This window comes from Shewanella putrefaciens (genome assembly GCF_016406325.1).
GTDB classification, from domain to species: domain Bacteria; phylum Pseudomonadota; class Gammaproteobacteria; order Enterobacterales; family Shewanellaceae; genus Shewanella; species Shewanella putrefaciens.
In genome coordinates this window covers 2,789,415-2,812,554 of the sequence record NZ_CP066370.1, presented here as the reverse complement: position 1 = coordinate 2,812,554, position 23,140 = coordinate 2,789,415, and the positions used below count along the sequence as shown (strand labels likewise).

The 23,140-nt window shown below is 45.2% G+C and carries 19 protein-coding genes and 9 tRNA genes; 24 read left to right on the top strand and 4 right to left on the bottom strand.

The genetic code is table 11. From position 1 onward, the window contains the following. Positions 1 to 59 precede the first annotated feature (59 nt). The 10 genes from gltX to JEZ96_RS12470 all read left to right on the top strand — a co-directional run bounded on the left by gltX (position 60) and on the right by JEZ96_RS12470 (position 3,525). The gene (gene gltX / locus JEZ96_RS12515) at positions 60 to 1,469 is read left to right on the top strand and encodes a glutamate--tRNA ligase (RefSeq protein WP_014610857.1); all 1,410 of its coding nucleotides are present in this window, start codon (positions 60 to 62) and stop codon (positions 1,467 to 1,469) included. A gap of 104 nt (positions 1,470 to 1,573) precedes the next feature. After that, positions 1,574 to 1,649 (top strand) — tRNA-Ala (locus JEZ96_RS12510). A 75-nt stretch (positions 1,650 to 1,724) separates the two neighbouring features. Further along, positions 1,725 to 1,800, top strand: a tRNA-Glu gene (locus JEZ96_RS12505). A gap of 114 nt (positions 1,801 to 1,914) precedes the next feature. Next, positions 1,915 to 1,990: transfer RNA gene (locus JEZ96_RS12500), tRNA-Ala, on the top strand. A gap of 166 nt (positions 1,991 to 2,156) precedes the next feature. Next, positions 2,157 to 2,232: transfer RNA gene (locus tag JEZ96_RS12495), tRNA-Glu, on the top strand. 131 nt (positions 2,233 to 2,363) lie between these two features. Then, positions 2,364 to 2,439: transfer RNA gene (locus JEZ96_RS12490), tRNA-Glu, on the top strand. A gap of 223 nt (positions 2,440 to 2,662) precedes the next feature. Continuing rightward, positions 2,663 to 2,738, top strand: a tRNA-Glu gene (locus JEZ96_RS12485). Positions 2,739 to 2,961: 223 nt separating this feature from the next. After that, positions 2,962 to 3,037 (top strand) — tRNA-Glu (locus JEZ96_RS12480). Between the two features lie 236 nt (positions 3,038 to 3,273). Continuing rightward, positions 3,274 to 3,349 (top strand) — tRNA-Glu (locus tag JEZ96_RS12475). A gap of 100 nt (positions 3,350 to 3,449) precedes the next feature. Then, a tRNA-Glu gene (locus JEZ96_RS12470) sits at positions 3,450 to 3,525 on the top strand. Between the two features lie 381 nt (positions 3,526 to 3,906). Here the strand turns inward: JEZ96_RS12470 and JEZ96_RS12465 are convergent. Beyond that, positions 3,907 to 5,736, bottom strand: a complete 1,830-nt coding sequence (locus tag JEZ96_RS12465; RefSeq protein ID WP_198779808.1) for an ABC transporter ATP-binding protein — start codon at positions 5,734 to 5,736, stop codon at positions 3,907 to 3,909. A 498-nt stretch (positions 5,737 to 6,234) separates the two neighbouring features. Here JEZ96_RS12465 and JEZ96_RS12460 point away from each other — a divergent pair, with 498 nt between their 5' ends. From JEZ96_RS12460 to JEZ96_RS12430, 7 genes are all read left to right on the top strand, one after another. Further along, positions 6,235 to 7,926: an Ada metal-binding domain-containing protein gene (locus tag JEZ96_RS12460; protein WP_061783306.1), complete on the top strand. Its 1,692-nt coding sequence runs from the start codon at positions 6,235 to 6,237 to the stop codon at positions 7,924 to 7,926. A 45-nt stretch (positions 7,927 to 7,971) separates the two neighbouring features. Next, positions 7,972 to 8,529, top strand: a complete 558-nt coding sequence (locus JEZ96_RS12455; RefSeq protein ID WP_025008712.1) for a methylated-DNA--[protein]-cysteine S-methyltransferase — start codon at positions 7,972 to 7,974, stop codon at positions 8,527 to 8,529. A 47-nt stretch (positions 8,530 to 8,576) separates the two neighbouring features. Continuing rightward, positions 8,577 to 9,860, top strand: coding sequence for a DEAD/DEAH box helicase (locus JEZ96_RS12450; protein WP_061783307.1), 1,284 nt, complete (start codon positions 8,577 to 8,579; stop codon positions 9,858 to 9,860). A 64-nt stretch (positions 9,861 to 9,924) separates the two neighbouring features. Next, positions 9,925 to 10,395: a phosphatase domain-containing protein gene (locus JEZ96_RS12445; RefSeq protein WP_025008713.1), complete on the top strand. Its 471-nt coding sequence runs from the start codon at positions 9,925 to 9,927 to the stop codon at positions 10,393 to 10,395. Positions 10,396 to 10,526: 131 nt separating this feature from the next. Further along, positions 10,527 to 11,426 carry a chemotaxis protein CheV gene (locus JEZ96_RS12440; RefSeq protein ID WP_011788854.1) on the top strand — a complete coding sequence of 300 codons (900 nt, stop codon included), beginning with the start codon at positions 10,527 to 10,529 and terminating at the stop codon, positions 11,424 to 11,426. Positions 11,427 to 11,579: 153 nt separating this feature from the next. Continuing rightward, a complete protein-coding gene (sstT, locus tag JEZ96_RS12435) occupies positions 11,580 to 12,806 on the top strand; it encodes a serine/threonine transporter SstT (RefSeq protein WP_011788855.1) in 1,227 nt (408 codons plus the stop codon). 76 nt (positions 12,807 to 12,882) lie between these two features. Continuing rightward, entirely contained in the window at positions 12,883 to 13,407 is a 525-nt protein-coding gene (locus JEZ96_RS12430) for a CIA30 family protein (protein WP_025008714.1), read from the top strand. 56 nt (positions 13,408 to 13,463) lie between these two features. On the opposite strand, the gene JEZ96_RS12425 is transcribed toward JEZ96_RS12430, so the two are convergent. Beyond that, a complete protein-coding gene (locus JEZ96_RS12425; protein WP_128090294.1) occupies positions 13,464 to 14,843 on the bottom strand; it encodes a Gfo/Idh/MocA family oxidoreductase in 1,380 nt (459 codons plus the stop codon). A 322-nt stretch (positions 14,844 to 15,165) separates the two neighbouring features. On the opposite strand from JEZ96_RS12425, the gene JEZ96_RS12420 reads away from it, so the two are divergent. After that, positions 15,166 to 15,600: a hypothetical protein gene (locus JEZ96_RS12420; protein ID WP_061783309.1), complete on the top strand. Its 435-nt coding sequence runs from the start codon at positions 15,166 to 15,168 to the stop codon at positions 15,598 to 15,600. A 57-nt stretch (positions 15,601 to 15,657) separates the two neighbouring features. Here JEZ96_RS12420 and JEZ96_RS12415 read toward each other — a convergent pair whose 3' ends face one another. Further along, positions 15,658 to 16,329, bottom strand: a complete 672-nt coding sequence (locus JEZ96_RS12415; protein WP_025008716.1) for an RluA family pseudouridine synthase — start codon at positions 16,327 to 16,329, stop codon at positions 15,658 to 15,660. Between the two features lie 210 nt (positions 16,330 to 16,539). Then, a complete protein-coding gene (locus JEZ96_RS12410) occupies positions 16,540 to 17,154 on the bottom strand; it encodes an acyl carrier protein phosphodiesterase (protein ID WP_025008717.1) in 615 nt (204 codons plus the stop codon). 106 nt (positions 17,155 to 17,260) lie between these two features. Between JEZ96_RS12410 and JEZ96_RS12405 the strand changes: the two genes are divergently transcribed. The 6 genes from JEZ96_RS12405 to secF all read left to right on the top strand — a co-directional run bounded on the left by JEZ96_RS12405 (position 17,261) and on the right by secF (position 23,044). Next, positions 17,261 to 17,479, top strand: coding sequence for a hypothetical protein (locus JEZ96_RS12405; protein ID WP_011788861.1), 219 nt, complete (start codon positions 17,261 to 17,263; stop codon positions 17,477 to 17,479). A 56-nt stretch (positions 17,480 to 17,535) separates the two neighbouring features. Further along, a complete protein-coding gene (queA, locus tag JEZ96_RS12400) occupies positions 17,536 to 18,573 on the top strand; it encodes a tRNA preQ1(34) S-adenosylmethionine ribosyltransferase-isomerase QueA (protein WP_061783319.1) in 1,038 nt (345 codons plus the stop codon). Positions 18,574 to 18,731: 158 nt separating this feature from the next. Beyond that, entirely contained in the window at positions 18,732 to 19,856 is a 1,125-nt protein-coding gene (tgt, locus tag JEZ96_RS12395) for a tRNA guanosine(34) transglycosylase Tgt (protein ID WP_011788863.1), read from the top strand. 27 nt (positions 19,857 to 19,883) lie between these two features. Continuing rightward, complete coding sequence (gene yajC / locus JEZ96_RS12390) at positions 19,884 to 20,216, top strand: preprotein translocase subunit YajC (protein ID WP_011788864.1); 333 nt, start codon at positions 19,884 to 19,886, stop codon at positions 20,214 to 20,216. A gap of 17 nt (positions 20,217 to 20,233) precedes the next feature. Next, on the top strand, positions 20,234 to 22,084 hold the full coding sequence (gene secD / locus JEZ96_RS12385) for a protein translocase subunit SecD (protein ID WP_011788865.1): 1,851 nt from the start codon (positions 20,234 to 20,236) through the stop codon (positions 22,082 to 22,084). 12 nt (positions 22,085 to 22,096) lie between these two features. After that, positions 22,097 to 23,044 carry a protein translocase subunit SecF gene (gene secF / locus JEZ96_RS12380; protein WP_011788866.1) on the top strand — a complete coding sequence of 316 codons (948 nt, stop codon included), beginning with the start codon at positions 22,097 to 22,099 and terminating at the stop codon, positions 23,042 to 23,044. Positions 23,045 to 23,140 lie beyond the last annotated feature (96 nt).

Here is a 23,140-nt window from a genome sequence, read left to right as displayed (position 1 = left end):
CCACTTTTTATCGTACTTGTCTTTATTTAGACGACTTTTATATAGGTTAGTGTCCCATTATGACAACTAAGACGCGTTTTGCCCCTAGTCCTACCGGTTTCTTGCATGTTGGTGGTGCCCGTACTGCACTTTATTCTTGGTTACAAGCCCGTGCCAATAACGGTGAGTTTGTATTACGTATTGAAGATACGGATATTGAGCGTTCAACTCAAGCTGCTTGCGATGCGATTTTAGAAGGCATGAACTGGCTAGGTTTGACATGGGACGAAGGCCCATATTACCAAACTAAGCGTTTTGACCGTTATAACGAAATCATTGCTCAAATGTTAGAAAAGGGCACAGCGTATAAATGTTACTGTTCACGTGAGCGAATCGATGCCTTAAGAGAATCACAGGCCGCTAACGGTGAAGCGCAAAAATACGATGGTTGCTGCCGTGATTTGCCAGCCCGTGACACTGATGAGCCTTTTGTGGTGCGTTTTAAAAATCCAATCGGTGGTTCAGTGGTATTTGATGACCATGTTCGTGGTCGTATTGAATTTTCTAATGACGCATTGGATGATTTGATCATTGCTCGTACCGACGGCGTGCCAACATATAACTTCTGCGTAGTCGTTGATGATTGGGATATGGGGATTACCTGTGTGGTGCGTGGTGAAGATCATATCAATAATACGCCTCGTCAAATTAACATCCTCAAAGCGTTAGGTGCACCAATTCCTGAATATGCGCATGTATCGATGATTTTGGGTGATGACGGCGCTAAGTTATCTAAGCGCCATGGCGCTGTTAGCGTAATGCAGTACCGTGATGATGGCTATTTACCTGAAGCGTTGCTCAACTATTTAGTGCGTTTAGGTTGGTCACACGGTGATCAAGAAGTTTTCTCTTTAGAGGAAATGAAGCAATACTTTAAGCTAGACGATATTAATAAGGCGCCTTCAGCCTTTAATACCGATAAGCTGGTTTGGTTGAACCAACACTATATTAAGACGCTTGACCCTGAATATGTGGCAACTCACTTACAATGGCACATGGACGACCAAAAGATTGATACCTCAAATGGCCCAGCATTAGCCGAAGTGGTCACAGCATTAGCTGAACGCGCTAAGACGTTAAAGGAATTAGCCGCTTCTAGTCGTTACTTCTATGAAGACTTTGCAGACTTTGATGCTGAGCAGGCGAAAAAACATTTACGTGGTGTTGCGTTAGAACCGTTGCAATTGGTGCAACAAAAATTAGCCGCATTAACTGAATGGACGGTTGAAGCAATACATCAGGCAATTGAACAAACGGCAACTGAATTAGATGTAGGTATGGGGAAAGTTGGCATGCCTCTGCGTGTTGCTGTAACGGGAGCAGGGCAGTCTCCAGGTTTAGATATCACATTATTTTTAATAGGAAGAAGTCGCTCTGAGCAAAGAATATCCAAAGCGATTGAATTTGTAGCAGATAGAATAAATTCCTAAAAAACGAGTTGACACTTTTAGGTGTGCTGCATAGAATGCGCCACGCAGTTGAGACACAGGCTGGCTAAAGCTTGCAGTGCACTTAATTGAGTTAAATAAGTTTTGGGGCTATAGCTCAGCTGGGAGAGCGCTTGCATGGCATGCAAGAGGTCGACGGTTCGATCCCGTCTAGCTCCACCAAACTTACCGTAGATGTTAGACGGGAACCTTTCTTCTTATATTAAGAATGAAAAGTTCAAATTAATATGTCCTTGTGTCCCCTTCGTCTAGAGGCCTAGGACACCGCCCTTTCACGGCGGTAACAGGGGTTCGAATCCCCTAGGGGATACCATATATATTTTATAGAAAGTGGTTCCTAGCAAATAACTAACGAGTTGTTTGGTAAGAACAAAATCTAATTCTATGCTCATGCCCACTGTTAAAGTTCGGTGTTGAAGCAGAATTTGGGGTTATAGCTCAGCTGGGAGAGCGCTTGCATGGCATGCAAGAGGTCCACGGTTCGATCCCGTGTAGCTCCACCAATTTACTGCCTTATTAAGCTGGAACTTTTTATAATGGAAAGTTCGAATTAATATGTCCTTGTGTACGCTTCGTTCTTTAGAAGAGAGTGCCTAGGACACCGTAGATGTTAAACGGGGACCTTTCTTTTTATATAAGAAGGAAATGTTCAAATTAATATGTCCTTGTGTCCCCTTCGTCTAGAGGCCTAGGACACCGCCCTTTCACGGCGGTAACAGGGGTTCGAATCCCCTAGGGGATACCATCTATATTTTATAGAGAGTGGTTCCTAGCAAATAACTAACGAGTTGTTTGGTAAGAACGAGACATTTGCTTCCTAGCCTACTGAAGTGAATGTATTACAAAGCTCGGTTACGAGTTAAATCATAAGTCCGGGTCCCCTTCGTCTAGAGGCCTAGGACACCGCCCTTTCACGGCGGTAACAGGGGTTCGAATCCCCTAGGGGATACCATCTATATTTTATAGAGAGTGGTTCCTAGCAAATAACTAACGAGTTGTTTGGTAAGAACGAGACATTTGCTTCCTAGCCTACTGAAGTGAATGTGTTACAAAGCTCGGTTACGAGTTAAATCATAAGTCCGGGTCCCCTTCGTTCTTTAGAAGAGAGTGCCTAGGACACCGTAGATGTTAAACGGGAACCTTTCATAACGAAAAGTTCAAATTAATATGTCCGGGTCCCCTTCGTCTAGAGGCCTAGGACACCGCCCTTTCACGGCGGTAACAGGGGTTCGAATCCCCTAGGGGATACCATCTATATTTTATAGAGAGTGGTTCCTAGCAAATAACTAACGAGTTGTTTGGTAAGAACGAGACATTTGCTTCCTAGCCTACTGAAGTGAATGTGTTACAAAGCTCGGTTACGAGTTAAATCATAAGTCCGGGTCCCCTTCGTTCTTTAGAAGAGAGTGCCTAGGACACCGTAGATGTTAAACGGGAACCTTTCATAACGAAAAGTTCAAATTAATATGTCCGGGTCCCCTTCGTCTAGAGGCCTAGGACACCGCCCTTTCACGGCGGTAACAGGGGTTCGAATCCCCTAGGGGATACCATCTATATTTTATAGAGAGTGGTTCCTAGCAAATAACTAACGAGTTGTTTGGTAAGAACGAGACATTTGCTTCCTAGCCTACTGAAGTGAATGTGTTACAAAGCTCGGTTACGAGTTAAATCATAAGTCCGGGTCCCCTTCGTTCTTTAGAAGAGAGTGCCTAGGACACCGTAGATGTTAAACGGGAACCTTTCCTTTTATATTCAGAAAGAAAAGTTCAAATTAATATGTCCTTGTGTCCCCTTCGTCTAGAGGCCTAGGACACCGCCCTTTCACGGCGGTAACAGGGGTTCGAATCCCCTAGGGGATACCATCTATATTTTATAGAGAGTGGTTCCTAGCAAATAACTAACGTGTTGTTTGGTTGGAGCAGTAAGTAAGACCTCCGTTATGAGGTGAAACATAAGTCCTGTGTCCCCTTCGTCTAGAGGCCTAGGACACCGCCCTTTCACGGCGGTAACAGGGGTTCGAATCCCCTAGGGGATACCACTTCAACTAAAGTTAATCGCTAACGTTAGTTGAACACAATAAACCACCTAAAGGTGGTTTTTTTGTACCTATCATTCTTTATTGTTCCACAAGCCACAAGCCACAAGCCACAAGCCACAAGCCACAAGCCACAAGCCACAAGCCACAACTCATTGCTCATTCAGCTTGGTCTTATGATCGGGTTTCTGCGCTTTTATTGGTTGTAGACTTGCTTGCAGCATAATTGTATTGAGGTCTTGAAATGATGGCTCGTTATTGCAATGGCAGGCGCTTAGTTCAGAAAGCTTGCTCGACAAACTAACAGGTGGACTATGTTATGGGTAATAAAAAAGGCGACTCAATGTCGCCTTTAAAATCAAAGTACTGAGTTATAATTTAACATTATTCAGCCCCTAAGAATCCACCGGTTTGGTGGGCCCATAATTGAGCATAAATACCGCCTGCGGCGATGAGTTCATGGTGCGTGCCTTGCTCAACGACTCGGCCTTGATCTAATACAATTAACCTGTCCATCGCGGCAATAGTCGAAAGTCGATGGGCAATCGCGATCACTGTCTTGCCTTGCATTAATTCATATAAACTTTCTTGAATGGCGGCTTCGACTTCAGAATCTAGCGCAGATGTGGCTTCATCAAGCAGTAAAATGGGCGCATTTTTTAATAAAACTCGCGCGATGGCGATACGCTGTCTTTGGCCGCCAGAGAGTTTTACGCCACGTTCACCCACTTGGGCATCTAAGCCATGATTACCGTTAGGATCACTGAGCCCTTGAATAAAGTCATAGGCTTGAGCTTGTTTGATCGCACGATCAAGTTGCTCTTCACTGGCACTGGGATTGCCGTACAGAATATTCTCGCGAATGGTGCGGTGCAATAGGGAGGTATCTTGGGTCACCATGCCAATTTGTGAGCGTAGCGAATCCTGTTTAACGGTTTTAATGTCTTGGTCATCGATATTAATCTGACCTTTTTCAACATCGTAGAATCGCATTAGTAGATTCACTAGGGTCGATTTACCCGCGCCAGAACGCCCCACTAAGCCAACTTTTTCACCTGCTTTAATATTCAGATTCAGATCTTCAATCACGCCAGTCTGCTCACCGTAATGGAAACACACTTGGTTGAAATTAATCTTGCCATGATTGACGACCAGCGCCTTTGCGTTTGGCTCATCTTGGATGATCGTTGTTTTCGATAAGGTGTTCATTCCATCGGTAACTGTGCCGATATTTTCGAATAACGAACTGATTTCCCACATGATCCACTGTGACATGCCGTTTAAACGCAGTGCTAAACTGACCGCAATGGCGATGGCGCCGACCGTAATTGCGCTATCGGTCCATAGGGCTATCGATACTGCTGCAATACTAAAGGCCAACAGATAGTTGATGATTTGCACGCTGACGCTGATCCCCGTCACTAAGCGCATTTGGCGATAAACCGTGTCTAAAAATATCCGCATACTGGATTTGGCGTATTCGGCTTCTTTTTGCGTGTGGGCGAATAGCTTCACTGTGGTGATGTTGGTATAGCTGTCGACGATACGGCCTGTCATGGTTGAGCGGGCATCGGCTTGCTCGGTAGAGACACTTTTTAGTCTAGGCACAAAGTACCATTGCAGCCCAACATACAGTGCAAGCCAGACGAGCATAGGTATGACTAAGCGCAGATCAGCGCTGGCGATCATCACTAGCATAGAGGTGAAATACACTAAAATGTATACCAATACATCGAGCAATTTCATCACAGTTTCGCGTACGGCTAAGGAGGTTTGCATCACTTTCGTGGCGATTCTGCCTGCAAAATCATCTTGATAAAACGATACACTTTGTTTTAGCAAGTAACGGTGGGCGAGCCAACGGATCGACATGGGATAATTGCCAAGCAAGGTTTGATGCATGATAAGCGCATGCAGTAATACCAATATTGGCATCACAATTATCACCATTCCTCCCATCAGCATTAAGGTCGTGCCTTCGTCTTGGAATAAAGTTTCGGGATTTTTTTTCACCAGCCAATCCACTAATTGGCCCATGAATCCGAACAGAGACACTTCAAGCATGGCCAGCATGGCGGTCAGCACTGACATTAAGATCAGCGGCAGTTCGTAGCCCTTAGTATAGTGGCGACAAAAAGCATAAACCCCTGTGGGTGGTTTAGTGGGTTCATCATCGGGTAGGGCTTCAACCCAGGATTCAAATCGTTTAAACATGAATTAACTCTATGGTGAGATAAAAAATAGTCGCGTATAGCATATACCTAAACAACCTGAAGATGCAGGATTCAGCGGGAATTTAACGCACTTTAGGCAAGGCCATTTATTGCTCCTGCATAAATGACATTCACGCCATCCATGGCGATTGCGGTTATTTGCAGACCTAGTGGACTAAGTTAAAAATAACCAACACGGCATAAAGTGCGTTACCCCGTGGTTAACATCAGCCGCCGGGACGGAGCGTCTAGGGCACTCCACTTCCGTGTTGCATCAATTCAAAAGGTGGCCGACATTCTGTCATTGATGCGCCTTGAATTGAAGCACCCTAGACGCTCTGAAACTCGTATCTTCAGGTCGCTTGGGTATATAAGATTTCATGCCTTAAAAGCATTGAAATGATTGAGTTCCGTTTTCCGCTAGTGCTACATGCTAGTTTTACGTAAAGTAATGAACAAGAAATTAATTGTGAGCGAATATTGTCGGGCGTGATGAAAAATGAGTACAGATAGAGCGTCTGAGAGTGCAAATAAGCGTGATGAAATAGATTCGGTGCATTCGCTGGAGTTCTGTGCAGGGCAACTTTCTGCGTCCATTTGCCGTGAAGCGAGGATGAGCCGTGACCCGCGGTTTGATGGTAAGTTTTTTGTGGGCGTCTTAACAACGGGCATTTATTGCCGAACTGTGTGTCCTGCTGTGGCACCAAAAGAGCAAAATGTGCGTTATTTTGATTCGGCCATTAAAGCCGCGCAGGCGGGATTACGCCCATGTTTACGTTGTCGGCCCGACAGTGCGCCGGGATCGAATCCTTGGAAGGGGACTGGCACAACGTTATCGAGGGCCATTAGCTTAATCGAAGCGGGCGCCTTAGCGGGAAAGTCATCGGGAGAGCCAGCCTCGACAGTAACACAATTGGCTGACCGATTAGGGATCAGCAGTCGTTATCTCAATAAGCTCTTTACCGAAGGCTTTGGCACTTCGCCAAAACAATATGCCTTATATCGGCAGTTACTGTTTGCTAAACAATTATTGCACCAAACCCAATTACCTATCACTCAAGTCGCGATGGCGGCGGGTTTCAACAGTATTCGCCGTTTCAATGAGGCGTTTAAGCAAACCTTGCAATTGACGCCGACCCAGTTAAGAAAGAGTGCATTAACCAAAGCGGCAAAGGAGTCCATGAGTGAGCCATCATCAGGATTAGGTGAAATTGATACTATGGGTGAATTTGTGCCGCACTATGGATTAACCTTGTATCAGTATTATCGGCCTCCATTGGATTGGGCATCACAGCTGGGGTTTTATCGCTTACGTGCGGTAACAGGGATGGAATGGTTCACACCGCAGATGAGTCATCCACAAGCGAGCGATGTCGTTGGCGATGAGGCGTCCGTGGTAGATGAGGCCAAAGCTGGCGATAATGGGCTCGAATATGGTCGCTGTTTTGCCCTAGGTAAGATGCGCGGCACAGTGCACATTATCCATGAGTCTAAGCTAAATCGCTTCAAACTCGCGATAATGTTGACCGAAGACTCTCCTGTCGATGAACTGCAGTTGCTGGTCACTGAAGTGCGACGCATTTTAGATCTCGATGCGGATATGCTGCAGATTGAACAAGGCTTAAGTGCGCTACCAAGTTTAGGATTAACACCGTTTTCGGGATTACGCATTCCCGGTGCAGGCTCCTTATTTGAGGCGGCTTGCCGTGCGATTTTAGGCCAGCAAGTGACGGTAGTGCAGGCGACTAAGCTACTTAATCAATTGGTTGAAGCCTATGGCGAGCGCTTTAGTCTCAATGGTTGCGAGTATCGTTTATTTCCTACACCCGAGGCCATTCGTGAGGCGAGTCTAACAGAGCTAAAAATGCCCGGCGCTCGTAAATTAGCCCTCAATGCGCTCGCGGCGTTTATCTGCGATCATCCTGAGGCGAGTGTCGATGATTGGCTCAGCGTTAAGGGCATAGGCCCTTGGACAATCGCGTATGCTAAGCTCCGCGGTTTGGGCGATCCCAATGTGTTTTTGCATACCGATTTGATTGTTAAAAAGCATTTGCTGGCCTTGTATGGCAAGACCCATAGGCTGGATGAAGCCGCTGCGGGTGCAGTCAACTACCCGCAGCTGTGCCAGCAATTGAGTCAAGAAATCGCGCCTTGGGGCAGTTATTTAACCTTTCAGCTTTGGCATCAATAGCGACTAAAACGATTTAAGTTGAAGACATAAATAGAGAGATAAATTATGAAGCATGCGATTCGTCAATTGAGCCAAGCTCCGAGTATTGCTGCGTATCAGCCCTGCGCCGTGGATACGTTTATCAGTCCTGTCGGAATATTGCAGTTAAATGCCAATGCCTATGGACTGAGCCATTTAACGGTTGTCGGCTCGGATCGCACTGAGATTGCGCTTGCTAAGGTGAGTGAGGATGCCCTAAATCAAGCTAAGGTGCATATTAGTGAAACTCAAGTGCAGCTCGCGCGTTATTTTGCAGGTGAACTGATTGAATTTAATGTAAAGCTCGCACCTAAAGGCACTGAATTTCAGCGTGAAGTTTGGCAAGCCTTGCTCAATGTAGATTATGGTCAGAGCTGCAGCTATGGGCAGATTGCCGAGCAAATTGGTCGGCCTAAGGCGGTGCGCGCCGTGGGCGCGGCCAATGGCGCCAATCCCATCGCGATTATTGTGCCTTGCCATAGAGTAATAGGCAAAAATGGCAAGTTAACGGGTTACGCCTACGGGCTGGCGATGAAACAGCAGTTGTTAACGCTGGAAACTGACAAGCACTGCCTCGATATTTAAGCTAGAATAGCCGCCTATTAAGATATTGGTGAGCAGTTAAACTTTCTATGACTCAGGCTTCTTCCTCCGTGGCAAGCTTTGCCCAACTCGGCATTATTGCACCCTTGCTAAATCGATTAACCGAATTAGCGTATGTTTCGCCCACACCAGTACAGGCGGCAACGATTCCCGCTGTGCTTGCGGGGCGCGATGTGTTAGCCGGTGCTAATACGGGCTCGGGTAAAACGGCAGCCTTTGCCGTGCCGCTGTTGCAACAACTTGTTGACGCAAAAACAGAGGATAAGACAGGCGCTTATGTTCGTTGTTTGGTCTTAGTCCCAACCCGCGAATTAGCCCAGCAAGTCGCAGACAGCTTTTTATCCTATGCCTCACATCTTAATGGCAAGCTAAAAATTGTCGCTGCGTTTGGCGGTGTATCGGTGAATGCGCAAATGCAGAGCTTACGTTCTGGCGCCGACGTACTCGTAGCAACGCCGGGTCGTTTGTTAGATCTGTTGTCGAGTAATGCCATCAAACTCAATCGTGTCAGCGCCTTAGTGCTAGATGAAGCTGACCGCATGTTAAGCCTTGGTTTTACTGAAGAATTAGCCCAAGTGCTCGACGCTTTGCCCGTCAAGAAACAAACCTTATTATTCTCTGCGACATTCCCTGAAGAAGTCCGTGAGTTAACGGCAAAACTGCTTAATAATCCACTTGAATATCAATTGCAAAGTGAGCAAGAAAGCACGATTCATCAACGGGTGATTACGGTTAATCGTCCGATGAAAACCGCATTATTGGCGCATCTGATTAAAGAACATCAGTGGTCACAGGCGTTGATCTTCGTGAGTGCTAAAAATACTTGTAATCACTTAGCGCAAAAGCTGTCTAAACGTGGGATCACTGCCGAAGTGTTCCATGGCGATAAAGCCCAAGGCGCGCGTATGCGGGTGCTCGATGGCTTTAAAAATGGCGAGATCAGTGTGTTAATTGCGACCGATATTGCCGCCCGTGGTATCGATATCGATAAACTGCCTGTGGTGATCAACTTTGATTTACCAAGGAGCCCCGCAGATTATATGCATCGTATTGGCCGTAGTGGCCGCGCTGGTAAAGCAGGCTTAGCTGTGACCTTGATTTCCCATGATGATTATCACCACTTTGGCGTGATAGAGAAAAAGAACAAACTTAAGTTAGTGCGTGAGCAAATTGTCGGTTTTGAAGCCGATGATGACATGCCCGCCGAACTGTTAGAACAAGCTAAGCCTGTCGCCAAACCTGAAGGCACAGGTAAAAAAAAACGTAAACAGTTACCGCAAGCCAATGTTGAATTTTGGGGAAAAAAATCTTAAGTCGTTGGAAAAGCTACGATGAGCTAATCTCAACGTTAGTTGTTATCTCACTTGTGGGAGTTGTATGCAGCATTTATTCTGGTTGGTAGAAGGGCAGATCGCCGGGCGCAGTGGCCCCAATAAAGATCCTTGGGATTTAACTGAATTGAAGGCGGCGGGTATTGGTGCCGTGTTGTCGGTCAATGGTGGCGAAGATTGTGATCCTCATAGCTTTAAAGGCTTAGGTTTACGTTATGAATGTATTCCTTTTTCACGGAATGTACCGCCTCAGGATGGCGACATTGCGATTTGTGTCGCTCAGTTGCCCAAGGCTCTGGCCTTTATTCAGCAATGTGAAGCCGATAATCTTCCAGTCGTTATCCACTGCCGCTCAGGTAAGGATCGTACCGGGCTCATTATGGCCTATTATTTAATGGTCAATGGTGCCGCGCCTCTTCATGCCGTAAGCCAAGTGCGTAGTATTCGTGACATTGCATTTACTGCAGAAGGCTGGGATCAGTTTGCTTTTGATGTATTGTATGCATTGCAGGAATAATTCAGTTGCAGGTGGATTTTTAGCCTGCTAATACAAGATAGATTTAGTTTCATTTGACCTTAGTCATCACTTTTTGCTGTGATAGGGTTAAGATACTGGCAGGCTATATTGAGAGAGTTATAAATTCAATTATGAAAAGTAAGGCAAATCAGTCACAAGGGTTGCTCCTTTTTCGGTTATCTCAATCCCAAGTTTTTGCCTTGGGCACCTTAAAAGTGCGTGAGTTGGTGCCTTATACACCACTAAATAAAATTCCCCAATCGCATCCAACCATTTTGGGTGCTGCAACGATACGTGGTCATACCATTCCTGTCATCGATATGGCTGCCGCTATTGGTTATCGACCTATTACGGATGAGGAACGAGAAAGTTGCTATATTATCATCACCGATTGTCAGCGGATGATTATCGGCTTCTTAGTGCGTGGTATTGATAAAATCATTGAATGCAATTGGCGAGATATTGAAGCGCCATCTGCGAATTTGGGTAAAAATGCGTTTTTAACTGGTGTAACTCGTTTTGATAATCAACTTGTCCAGTTGCTTGATGTTGAACTCTTATTATCTAAAGTTTTTCCCGATAATCCTGAAGCGAATCGCGCGATTTTAACCGATGTGCAGCGTGAAAAATTAAAGCCGATGAATATTCTGCTTGTTGATGACTCTAAAGTAGCCCGTAAACAGTTATCGGATGCCTTAGATATGATTAATATTTCATATCGGGTGACGGCTGACGGTAAAGAGGCGCTGGCGATAATGGAGCAAGCCGCCGCCGAGCATCATCCAATTGATATCTTGGTGAGTGACATTGAAATGCCAGGGCTTGATGGGTACGAATTAGCCTTTGAGGTGCGTGATAATCCGCAGTTGGCAAGTGCTTATATTATTCTGCATACCTCGCTTTCCAGTGAGATAAGTGTCAGTCAGGCTCATCAAGTCGGGGCCAACGAAGCTCTGACCAAATTTGATGCCCATGAATTGATTGATGCTATGCTACGCGGTGCTGATTTGGCCACGAAAAAGTCAATCTAAGCGGTTTTTTGTGGGGATAAGGTCATTTACTTTACTTATTTCCCTGCAAAGCTAGACAAGTCCCGCCACATCCTATAAAAACCTTATTGGCCTCAAATCCGAAGGCGTGGGCTGGGTTATCTCAGCCGAAATATAATAATGATAGGTTAAGTCATGAAACAAGAATCATCACTTTTAGCTAAGTTGGCTAATGGCAGTCTGGTATTGCAAATTCTATTGGGGATCGCAGCAGGGGTTATTCTTGCTAGCTTTTCACAGGATGCGGCTAAGCAAGTTGCATTTTTAGGGAGTTTATTTGTCGGGGCATTAAAAGCAATCGCTCCTATTTTAGTGTTTATCCTCGTGGCATCTTCTATTGCCAATCAAAAGAAAAATACGCAAACCAATATGCGCCCAATTGTGGTGCTTTATCTATTTGGGACATTTGCCGCAGCGTTAACGGCTGTCGTGTTAAGCTCGATTTTCCCCACCAATTTGGTATTAGTGGCAGGGATTGAAGGTACAAGCCCACCTCAAGGCATTGGTGAAGTGATTAATACGCTGCTTTTTAAATTAGTGGATAACCCCGTTAATGCGCTAATGACAGGCAACTATATTGGGATCCTTGCATGGGGTGTGGGTTTAGGTTTAGCACTTCATCATGCCAATGATTCTACTAAGCAAGTCTTTGCCGATATGAGTCATGGTATTTCACAAATGGTACGCTTTATTATTCGTTTAGCGCCTATCGGTATTTTTGGTTTAGTGGCAGCAACCTTTGCCGAAACAGGCTTTGCAGCAATTGCAGGTTATGCGCAGCTATTAGCTGTGTTGCTGAGTGCAATGGCAATTATTGCGCTGATTGTGAATCCACTTATTGTTTACGTAAAAATTAAACGTAACCCTTATCCCTTAGTGCTTCGCTGCCTGCGTGAAAGTGGGGTAACGGCATTTTTCACCCGTTCAAGTGCGGCGAATATTCCGGTTAACATGGCGCTGTGTGAAAAGCTTAATCTCAATAAAGATACTTATTCTGTTTCTATCCCTCTTGGTGCGACCATCAATATGGGTGGTGCTGCAATCACTATTACAGTGCTGACCTTAGCGGCAGTTCATACGCTTGGTATTCAAGTCGATTTACCCACAGCCTTATTATTAAGTGTTGTTGCGGCGGTTTCTGCTTGTGGTGCTTCGGGGGTTGCGGGCGGTTCTCTATTGCTTATTCCTCTAGCCTGTAGCTTATTTGGTATTTCCAATGATATCGCCATGCAAGTTGTGGCTGTTGGTTTTATTATTGGTGTGATCCAAGATGCGGCTGAAACGGCATTAAACAGTTCGACCGATGTGATTTTTACCGCAGCAGCTTGTGAAGCTGCTGAAAACAAAGCTAAACTTGGGTAAAGTGCTGTTATTAGCGTAAAAGAAAGCATCATATGAAGCAGTCACTTAGGTGGCTGCTTTTTTTATGGGAGTATTTATGATCCTTTTTGATTTTAGAACCTTAGACGCTGCAAAGTCTTGGTACAGTGTGAATGATACTGTGATGGGTGGTTTGTCGCGCAGTAAACTCACTATTTCCCCCTTAGGTTATGGGATTTTTAGTGGTCATGTATCGCTTGCTAATGGTGGCGGATTTGCTTCTGTGCGTTGTGAGTTTGAACAAATTAATGTGGTTGAGTTTACGGGAATTTATCTCGAGCTTGATGGTGATAGAAGCAAGCATTACAAAGTGAACCTAAAAGATGTTGAAACGCCGCAAAGTACTGTCTATCAAGCTGTGATGCCTGCGCCAACGCATCAAACCTTTGGGGTGAGCGGTGCGAGTGCGATTCATTGGCAACGTATCGAAATTCCATTTACCGATTTTTATCCTCAGTGCCGTGGTAAACCGATAGTGCGTGCAGCGATTGATCTTAGCCGACTAACCAGTATAGGGCTGGTAATTGGAGCGCAGCAAAGTGGTGATTTTACTTTAAAAATTAAATCGATAGGCTGTTACTGAGCTAAAGGGATAAGTAAAGCTTATCCCTTTCGTTTAAACTCTCAGCTTAGCGCGATTTAGGCGCCTACAATCCCTAAGGGTTTGGCATGTTCCCAAGCGCCGCGGGTAAAGTCAGGGAAAGTGACTGAATTACTGCGATTGTTAACCGATTGCTCACTTAAAATATTGACCACAGACCAAGATGCCGCATCGTACACATCTTGATCTAACGCTTCGCCATTGCGCAGGCAATAAATCATGCGCCATAACATCACAAAATCCATTCCACCATGACCACCATTGATCTCTGCTTCTTTACCTATACGTTGCCATAGGGGATGATCGTATTTGTCATACCACTTTTGCATGTCCATATCCCACTCGTGATAACTCTGACCAAAGCCACCATTTTCGATGGCGATTCGATTGGGAAAGCCGGCAAACACGCCATTCGTTCCTTGGATCAAATTATGACGACTGTAGGGTCTTGGAGTCGTTGTATCATGTTGGACCATGATAGTCCGGCCCTTAACGGTTTTAATCAGGCTGGTATTGATATCACCATTGATATATTTGAGCTGATTACGCTCATGATCGGCGGGAAACTCTCGTTTAGCATAGAGCGCACGGCCAAGGGCAGGGGAACTCATCGAGGTTAAATAATCGAATCTGTCACCGCGGTTGATATTCATATACTGGGACACTGGCCCTAAACCGTGGGTCGGGTATAAATTGCCGTTACGTTTGGTATGCCAGTAAGTGCGCCATGAGCCTGTCTTATGGTCGATTTCCTTCATCTGCCAGCGTAGCTCATGAATATAAGCGGCTTCACCGTGGAGCAACTCACCAAATACACCTTGGCGCACCATGTTGAGCACCATAAGTTCTTCGCGGCCGTAATTGACGTTCTCCATCATCATGCAGTTTTTCTGAGTGCGCTCTGCGGTATCGACAATTTGCCAGCATTCTTCAACGGTGAGCGCCAGCGGCACTTCAACAAAGGCGTGTTTACCGCTTTCCATGGTCTCTATCGCCATTGGTGCATGCCATTCCCATGGGGTTGAGATAATAACAATATCAATATCATCGCGACTTAATAGATCGCGATAGCTCAGGTCATCACCCGTATAAACAGTGGGCTGAGGTCGATTTTGTTTAGCAATATGAGCTACTGCTCTATCAATAACAGCTTGGTGAGTATCGCAAATCGCTTTGAGTTCAACGCCTTCTAAATGGCAAAATTGCTCGACATGGCTAAAGCCCCGCTCGCCGACGCCAATAAATCCGACTCTAACCACGTCCATCTTGGGCGCAATAAGCCCGATAACGGATTTTCCAGTTTGTGGTTTAGGAGTAACACTGTTGGCATGCGTACTGGCCGTGATATTGGCGGTGATAAGTCCTGCTGTAACTGCCCCCGCAGCTTTAAGAAAATGACGACGATGAATGTTATGCATAATGCTTCCTGCTTTATTATTTTGTCTGTAGGGATATTGAAATCTTCTTTGTTATATCAGAATCCCTATCTGAATTGGCAATAAAAGATGTAACAAGCTCATACAGCTTATTTGATAAGTCTTTTAGCCGCCTTTACTTTAGCGATAAGTAAATAGTGATAAAGATCGCGTTTTTATTTTTAGATTAAGCTACACTGCCGATTAATTAATCAAAGATATTTATCTTTTATATTTTAAATATTTAGCAAATTTAAATTAACCAAAAAGTTACATTTCACGGTCGATTTGACGTAATTTGCTTCGGTGGGGAGTAAAGAGTTAAATGGGTTCTATGCTTAATGTATTACCACAACTGACTTTCACTTTAAGTGATTGGGTATTGCATAAGGATATCAGGATGTCTGGGATTGAAAAACGCCGTCGCCTTCACTGGCGGGAGACAGATATGCAAAATCGTGAAATTATTGGTCGTTGGTTAGATGAACGTCCTTTATTAGGTGACAAAATCACTCTTTATAAAGAAGACGATAAATATTTTTTAGAAACTTGGTTTAGCGATGGCTGCCATAGTTTAGACGAAGTGCTGATGACTGAGACCTCTGCTGGCCATAAGGTTGAAGATGTGGGGGGGAATTTTTTTGGTGAGTATTTTATTGTTACTCCAACACAGCAACTGCAATTTTGTAATGAGCAGGGCTGCTATTTCCAGGTTGACAAATTAATGGTTGATATCGATTTTAGTCAGCGAGTCGCTTAATCTTAATGTTGTTTATTCTGTTTATAAAAGGCCGCCTTATCGCGGCCTTTGTATTGATTATTCATTAAAAGGATGTTTGCTGTGAAAGCTCATCGGTTTCCCCGAATAAGGGTGACTAAAACGAAGACTTTGGGCATGTAAGCATAAACGTGGTTTAGCGTTAATAACGGCGGCATCACCGTAAAATTCATCACCTAAAATAGGATGCCCTAAGGCGAGCATATGTACTCTGAGCTGGTGGGTTCGACCTGTCTCAGGTATTAGTTCAACTAAGGTGCTGTTTTCCCTACGTTCTAAAACGCGATAATGAGTAAGGGCACTTTTGCCTCCAGCCTCTCCCGCTTGGAGTGCTTTTTGGTAGGGAGGATGCTCACAATTAGGTGCTATCGATAGATTGATAATTCCTTGCTCATTGGTAATCAAGCCCATGACCTCGGCAATGTAAACTTTCTTGCTTTGCCTATCTTGAAACTGAGTTTTTAAATGCGATTCGGCTTTTTTATTCCGAGCAAACACCATAATACCTGAGGTCGCGCAGTCAAGCCGATGTACTAAAATCGTTTCTGGATAAAGGCGTTGTAAGCGGGTTAATGCACAATCATAGGTGTGTGCAGCAATACCTGGATTAGACAATAACCCAGAGGGTTTATTGATAATAATCAAGTCTCTATCTTTATAGCGGATGTCTAGCCAAGGAATTGCTGGGGGCTGGTAATCAAATATCTGCATCTTGTCCTCATCTTTGCGTGGCCATATTAGCAAAATTTACGCCGGCACACAGCATAATTTCAACCCGCTTTCGGCGGGGAAATACAGCAGATAACCATACCAAGGATTATATAAACAGAGATTAAAATGATGCCGCTCAACATCAATTAGGGGCGGTTGTCACTCTTGATCTGAACTGAACACTTAAAGCTATCGGGATGAATCTCATCTCTAGGGTAAATATTCCGCAGGGGTCTTACGACTCCAAATCCGGCTATATGCCATTAATTGCGGATAAAAAGTGCGGAATGTGGTTTCAATTTCAATTTGCATTTTATTCACAACTTTATGGGCATCTTTAAACAGCGCTGCCTGTGGATGCGGTTTGGCCACTTGTGCTAAGGCTTGTTGTAAGCCATTTTCGGTGGCGTAACTGCCGAGCCAATCTTGGCTGCGCATGGTGGGTAATAGCTTAATTAAAGCTTCTGGATGATATTGATCTATCCCTTGGGCTGCAAAATTCTCTAAAGCGTCATAGGCTTTGTGACTAAATTCATTCAATGGCTGGTGGTGATATTCTTCCCAGTAGTAAGCTAAATAGTAATCAAAGCTCACCGCCATCAGTTCTGCTGCTATGCTTCTTAAGGGCGCAGGGAAGGCTTCCATTAACTCAATCGTCAATTCATGGCTGGCGCATAGCGTATTAATTTCTTGGTTTAGCCATAAAGCTTGGCGAAATTCAACGGGGGCTTGCGCAATTGGCGCTTGGATATAGTTGCCTGCTACGTTGGCTGCAAGATGAGTTTTACTGATGTCAGCGAGATGTAAGTGTGTAAGAAAGTTCATTTTTTGTGCTTGGTTAACCACGTCGGTTCACGGTATCATGCACGAGTATGCTTAGGAAAGCACGAAAGCCCAAAATATCGTATTTTTTCACTTTTTAGGATCATGGATGATGTGGAATTGGTTCTCCAAAATGCTTGGTAGACACGAGCAGCCAAAGCGCAAAAAAGTGCAGGTAGAAATCCCTTTTGAACAACACCGTTTTAGCATGGATGATTTCAGTTATACGCGGCTAAAATTTGATACCGATGCTAATTTGCCCCAACAAGATGCTGTAAATCTAGATGGATCACAACAAGAAGTGGACGCGGGTAATAAGTCATCTTGATCTTATGGGGCGCTAACCATAGACTAGCCGCCGTTCTAAGTTACCCTGAGGCCAATATGCGCGTTGCAGACTTTTCTTTCGATCTCCCCGATGAGCTGATCGCTCGTTATCCTATGGCGCAGCGTAATGCATCCCGTCTGTTAACGTTAGACGGCAACTCTGGTGCGTTAGGCGACAAACAGTTTACTGATCTGCTGGAAATGATAAATCCAGGCGATTTAATGGTGTTCAACAATACCCGTGTGATCCCCGCGCGTATGTTTGGCCAAAAGGCCAGTGGCGGCAAGTTAGAAATTTTAGTTGAGCGTATGCTCGATGATAAGCGGATCCTTGCCCATGTTCGCAGCTCTAAATCCCCGAAAGTCGATTCGTTAATCCATCTCGATGGTGGCTATCAAATGAAGATGGTCGCCCGTCACGATACTTTGTTTGAACTTGAGCTGTTATCCGAGCTGACCATTCTAGAGGTGCTTGAAGCAGTAGGGCACATGCCTTTGCCTCCCTATATTGATAGACCCGATGAAGATGCCGACAAAGAGCGCTATCAAACGGTCTATAACCAAAACCCCGGTGCAGTAGCAGCGCCAACGGCGGGTTTACATTTTGACGATGCCATGCTCGATGCATTAAAAGCCAAGGGCGTCAATATTGCCTTTGTGACTTTGCATGTGGGCGCGGGAACATTTCAGCCTGTACGTGTCGATACCATTGTTGAGCACAAAATGCATTCCGAGTGGGCGAATGTGCCGCAGGATGTAATCGATTTAATCGCGCAAACTAAAGCGGCGGGTAAACGTGTGGTTGCAGTCGGTACGACTTCTGTGCGTTCACTCGAGAGTGCGGCGCGCGCAAGCCTTGGCGAACTCAAAGCCTTTAGTGGCGATACCGATATCTTTATTTACCCTGGTTATCAATTCCAAGTGGTTGATGCCATGGTGACAAATTTCCATCTGCCGGAATCAACTTTGATTATGTTAGTCAGTGCTTTTGCGGGTTTTGATCATGTGATGGCGGCGTATCAACATGCTATCACGCAAAAATATCGCTTCTTTAGCTATGGCGATGCCATGTTTGTGACGAAAAAAGCCCACTAAACGACGATTTTGTTTTAAAATAGCCGCCCAAATGAGTTTGAGCGGCAATTTTTATCTATAGGGTTGAACCTTTTAGATCCGTCCCTATCTCTATTGTTAATCAAAATGGCATTTGCCATTACAAATGTAGTCAGACTGTTTATCTGGCGAGGTGAATTATGAAATTTGAATTAGACACTACCGACGGGCGTGCGCGCCGTGGTCGGTTGATTTTTGACCGTGGCACAGTAGAAACCCCCGCTTTTATGCCGGTAGGAACCTACGGCACAGTGAAAGGTATGACACCTGAAGAAGTGCGTGCCACAGGCGCAGATATTCTGCTCGGTAACACTTTCCATTTATGGTTGCGCCCAGGCGAAGAAATCATGCGTAAGCACGGTGACTTGCATGATTTTATGAACTGGCAGCGGCCTATTTTAACGGACTCGGGCGGTTTCCAAGTCTTTAGCCTTGGCGATATCCGTAAAATTACCGAAGAAGGTGTGCACTTCCGCTCGCCCATCAACGGTGAGAAAATCTTCTTAGATCCTGAAAAATCCATGCAAATTCAAGATGCATTGGGCAGTGATGTGGTGATGATTTTCGACGAATGTACGCCGTATCCCGCCACCGAAGATGAAGCGCGCAAGTCAATGCAGATGTCACTGCGTTGGGCAAAACGTTCACGCGACGAGTTTGATCGCTTGAAAAATCCAAACTCACTGTTTGGTATTATTCAGGGCGGCGTGTATGAAGATTTACGCGACGAAAGCTTAAAAGGCTTAGTCGAGATTGGTTTTGACGGTTATGCCGTCGGTGGTTTGGCTGTAGGTGAACCTAAAGCAGATATGCATCGCATTCTTGAGCATATTTGCCCGCAAATTCCTGCAGACAAGCCTCGCTATCTGATGGGGGTCGGTAAACCAGAAGATTTAGTTGAAGGTGTACGTCGTGGTGTTGACATGTTTGACTGTGTGATGCCAACCCGTAATGCCCGCAACGGTCATCTGTTTACGAGTGAAGGTGTGATCAAAATACGCAATGCGCGGCATCGAGATGACACGTCACCACTTGATACTAAGTGTGATTGTTATACCTGTAAAAATTATTCACGGGCGTACCTTTACCACTTAGATCGTTGTAATGAGATTCTGGGTGCGCGTTTAAACACCATTCACAACTTGAGATACTATCAAATGTTAATGGAAGGTTTGCGCGGTGCGATTGAGACGGGTACATTAGACGCCTTTGTGGCGGACTTCTATACCAGTCAGGGTCGCGAAGTACCAGAGTTAGTCGATTGATTTTTTGCTAATAAGAAGAGAAAAATTATGTTTATTTCAAATGCATATGCAAGCGCTGCCGGCGCACCACAAGGTGGCGGCACGATGGAACTGATTTTCATGCTGGCGATTTTCGGCCTGATTTTCTATTTCATGATTTTCCGTCCGCAATCAAAACGCGTTAAAGAGCACAAAAATCTGATGTCTTCATTAGGCAAAGGCGATGAAGTGTTAACCAGTGGTGGGATTTTAGGTAAGATTGCAAAAATCAGCGATGACAGCGATTACGTGCTACTGAGCCTTAATGACACGACGCAAATCACGATCAAGAAAGACTATATTGCAGCTGTATTGCCTAAGGGCTCTATCCAGTCGTTGTAAGCCAAGAGGGCTCAGGCGTGTTAAATAAATACCCAATGTGGAAAAACATTATGGTGATGCTTATCATCGCCATAGGTTGTTTCTATGCCGTACCGAACCTTTTTGGTGAAGATCACGCGGTGCAAGTGGTGGCGACTCGTGGTGCAGAAGTAACTGCATCTACCCAAGCCAGAGTGAACGAGCTGTTAGCCGGTAAGGGCATTGCGGTAAAGCGCTCTGAGCTTGAAAAAGGCCAGTTGTTGGTTCGTGTGCAGAACGCGGATCAACAATTATTAGCAAAAGAAACGATCGCAGAAGATTTAGGTGATAAGTTTAGTGTTGCACTTAACTTAGCTCCAGCAACACCGCAATGGCTCGAGTCTATGGGCGGCAGCCCAATGAAACTCGGTCTCGATCTTCGCGGCGGTGTGCACTTCTTAATGGAAGTGGACATGGGCGAAGCGATCCGCAAGATGGAAGAGGCCAAGGTTGCTGACTTTCGTGCTCAATTACGTGAAGAAACAATCCGTTATGCGGGCATTCGTGTTAATGCCTCTGGGATTGAGATTAAATTCCGTGATGCTGAAAGTTTAGCCAGTGCAGAACGTTTCCTTAAATCTCGCAGTAACGATATGGTCTTCACCGATGTGAGCAAGGGTGAAGATTTTGCCCTGCAAGCGGTGATGAGTGAAGCTTATCTTAAGCAGGTTAAAGAAGAAGCACTGCAACAAAACATTACCACTATTCGTAACCGTGTTAATGAGTTAGGTGTTGCTGAACCTGTAGTACAGCGCCAAGGTGCAGAGCGTATTATCGTTGAACTGCCCGGTGTACAAGATACGGCTCGCGCTAAAGAAATTTTAGGGGCAACCGCATCGATTGAATTCCATATGGTGGATGACAAAGCCGATCCTAATGCCGCGCAATCAGGACGTATCTCTGCAGGCTCTGAAGTGTATCAACGTCGTGAAGGCGGCCAAGTCGTATTGAAAAAAGAAGTGATGCTAACGGGAGATCATATCACCGGCGCCCAACCTAGCTTTGATCAATACAGTCGCCCACAGGTGAGCATTAATCTTGACGCTAAAGGCGGTACCATTTTCTCTAATGTGACGAAGGACAACATAGGTAAACCTATGGCGACCTTATTCATTGAATATAAAGACAGTGGTGAACGTAACGCCGATGGCAGCGTGAAAATGCAGAAAATCCAAGAAGTGATTTCTGTGGCAACCATTCAAGCCCGTTTAGGTCGTAACTTTGTGATCACAGGTTTAAGCCACGGTGAAGCACAAAACCTTGCTTTGCTGTTACGCGCTGGAGCTTTGATTGCACCTGTATCCATTGTTGAAGAACGTACCATTGGTCCAAGTTTAGGCGCTGAAAATATTGAGAATGGTGTTCAAGCCATGGTGTGGGGTATGGCCGTCGTCTTAATCTTCATGCTGGTGTACTACCGCGGTTTTGGGCTTATCGCTAACCTCGCGTTAACTGCAAACTTAGTCATGGTTGTAGGCGTGATGTCGATGATCCCAGGCGCAGTATTGACCCTTCCCGGTATTGCGGGGATGGTGTTGACAGTGGGGATGGCTGTTGATGGTAACGTACTCATTTATGAGCGTATTCGTGAAGAACTTCGTGCAGGACGTAGTGTACAGCAGGCCATCCATGAAGGTTATGGTAATGCGTTTTCAACCATTGCCGATGCGAACATCACGACTTTCCTTACCGCATTAATTTTATTTGCTGTGGGGACTGGTGCTGTTAAAGGCTTCGCGGTGACCTTGATGATAGGTATTGCGACTTCCATGTTTACCTCTATCGTGGGTACTCGCTCCATCGTTAATGCGATTTGGGGTGGTAAGCGCGTGAAGACACTGTCTATCTAAGGAAAAGTCATAATGCTAGAAATTTTATCCTTAAAACGTACAGTAAACTTTCTCCGCCATGCGCTGCCGATTAGTATCTTATCCGCGGTTCTTGTGCTTGGCTCATTAGTGTCGCTTGCGATCAACGGTATTAACTGGGGTCTTGATTTCACTGGCGGTACTGTTGTTGAAATGGAGTTTACTCAGCCTGTTGACTTGAATACGCTGCGTGTGCAACTGACGACACCTGATACCGAAGGCGCGATAGTACAAAATTTCGGATCAAGCCGCGATGTATTAGTACGCTTATCTGTAAAAGAAGGCGTTAAGAGCGACGTGCAGGTTAAATCTGTTATGGACGCCGCACAGAAAGTTGATCCTCAAGTTCAGCAAAAGCGTGTTGAGTTTGTTGGCCCACAAGTGGGTAAAGAACTGGCTGAGCAAGGCGGATTGGCAGTATTAGTAGCGCTGATCTGTATTATGATCTACGTGTCTTTCCGCTTCGAATGGCGCTTAGCATTTGGTTCTGTTGCGGCACTCGCCCACGACGTTATCGTAACCTTAGGGGTATTTTCGTTATTCCAATTGGAATTCGATTTGACCGTATTGGCAGGTTTATTGACAGTGGTAGGTTACTCGCTTAACGATACTATCGTGGTATTTGACCGGATCCGTGAAAACTTCCTCAAGTTGCGTAAGAGTGAACCAGAAGATATCGTTAACATCTCTATCACTCAAACCATGAGTCGAACGATTATTACCACGGGGACGACCTTAGTGGTTGTCGTGGCACTGTTTCTTAAAGGTGGCACTATGATCCATGGGTTTGCGACTGCATTGCTAATGGGTATTTTTGTAGGTACCTATTCTTCTATTTATGTGGCGAGTTTCTTGGCCATTAAATTGGGGATTAGCCGCGAGCATATGATGCCCGTTGAGATCGAGAAAGAAGGCGCCGATCAACCGTCTATGATGCCTTAACGGCGATGTTAGGCGTAAAAACCACCTTTCTGAGGTGGTTTTTTTTATCTTATTTTCGGTGAGTGCAAATATTCTGCTAGCTATCTCACAGCGTTA

Bases quoted from the DNA above. Each gene is read 5' to 3' on its own strand.
- gltX (WP_014610857.1), top strand. From the start codon at position 60: ATGACAACTAAGACGCGTTTTGCCCCTAGTCCTACCGGTTTCTTGCAT.
- JEZ96_RS12465 (WP_198779808.1), bottom strand. From the start codon at position 5,736: ATGTTTAAACGATTTGAATCCTGGGTTGAAGCCCTACCCGATGATGAA.
- JEZ96_RS12460 (WP_061783306.1), top strand. From the start codon at position 6,235: ATGAGTACAGATAGAGCGTCTGAGAGTGCAAATAAGCGTGATGAAATA.
- JEZ96_RS12455 (WP_025008712.1), top strand. From the start codon at position 7,972: ATGAAGCATGCGATTCGTCAATTGAGCCAAGCTCCGAGTATTGCTGCG.
- JEZ96_RS12450 (WP_061783307.1), top strand. From the start codon at position 8,577: ATGACTCAGGCTTCTTCCTCCGTGGCAAGCTTTGCCCAACTCGGCATT.
- JEZ96_RS12445 (WP_025008713.1), top strand. From the start codon at position 9,925: ATGCAGCATTTATTCTGGTTGGTAGAAGGGCAGATCGCCGGGCGCAGT.
- JEZ96_RS12440 (WP_011788854.1), top strand. From the start codon at position 10,527: ATGAAAAGTAAGGCAAATCAGTCACAAGGGTTGCTCCTTTTTCGGTTA.
- sstT (WP_011788855.1), top strand. From the start codon at position 11,580: ATGAAACAAGAATCATCACTTTTAGCTAAGTTGGCTAATGGCAGTCTG.
- JEZ96_RS12430 (WP_025008714.1), top strand. From the start codon at position 12,883: ATGATCCTTTTTGATTTTAGAACCTTAGACGCTGCAAAGTCTTGGTAC.
- JEZ96_RS12425 (WP_128090294.1), bottom strand. From the start codon at position 14,843: ATGCATAACATTCATCGTCGTCATTTTCTTAAAGCTGCGGGGGCAGTT.
- JEZ96_RS12420 (WP_061783309.1), top strand. From the start codon at position 15,166: ATGGGTTCTATGCTTAATGTATTACCACAACTGACTTTCACTTTAAGT.
- JEZ96_RS12415 (WP_025008716.1), bottom strand. From the start codon at position 16,329: ATGCAGATATTTGATTACCAGCCCCCAGCAATTCCTTGGCTAGACATC.
- JEZ96_RS12410 (WP_025008717.1), bottom strand. From the start codon at position 17,154: ATGAACTTTCTTACACACTTACATCTCGCTGACATCAGTAAAACTCAT.
- JEZ96_RS12405 (WP_011788861.1), top strand. From the start codon at position 17,261: ATGATGTGGAATTGGTTCTCCAAAATGCTTGGTAGACACGAGCAGCCA.
- queA (WP_061783319.1), top strand. From the start codon at position 17,536: ATGCGCGTTGCAGACTTTTCTTTCGATCTCCCCGATGAGCTGATCGCT.
- tgt (WP_011788863.1), top strand. From the start codon at position 18,732: ATGAAATTTGAATTAGACACTACCGACGGGCGTGCGCGCCGTGGTCGG.
- yajC (WP_011788864.1), top strand. From the start codon at position 19,884: ATGTTTATTTCAAATGCATATGCAAGCGCTGCCGGCGCACCACAAGGT.
- secF (WP_011788866.1), top strand. From the start codon at position 22,097: ATGCTAGAAATTTTATCCTTAAAACGTACAGTAAACTTTCTCCGCCAT.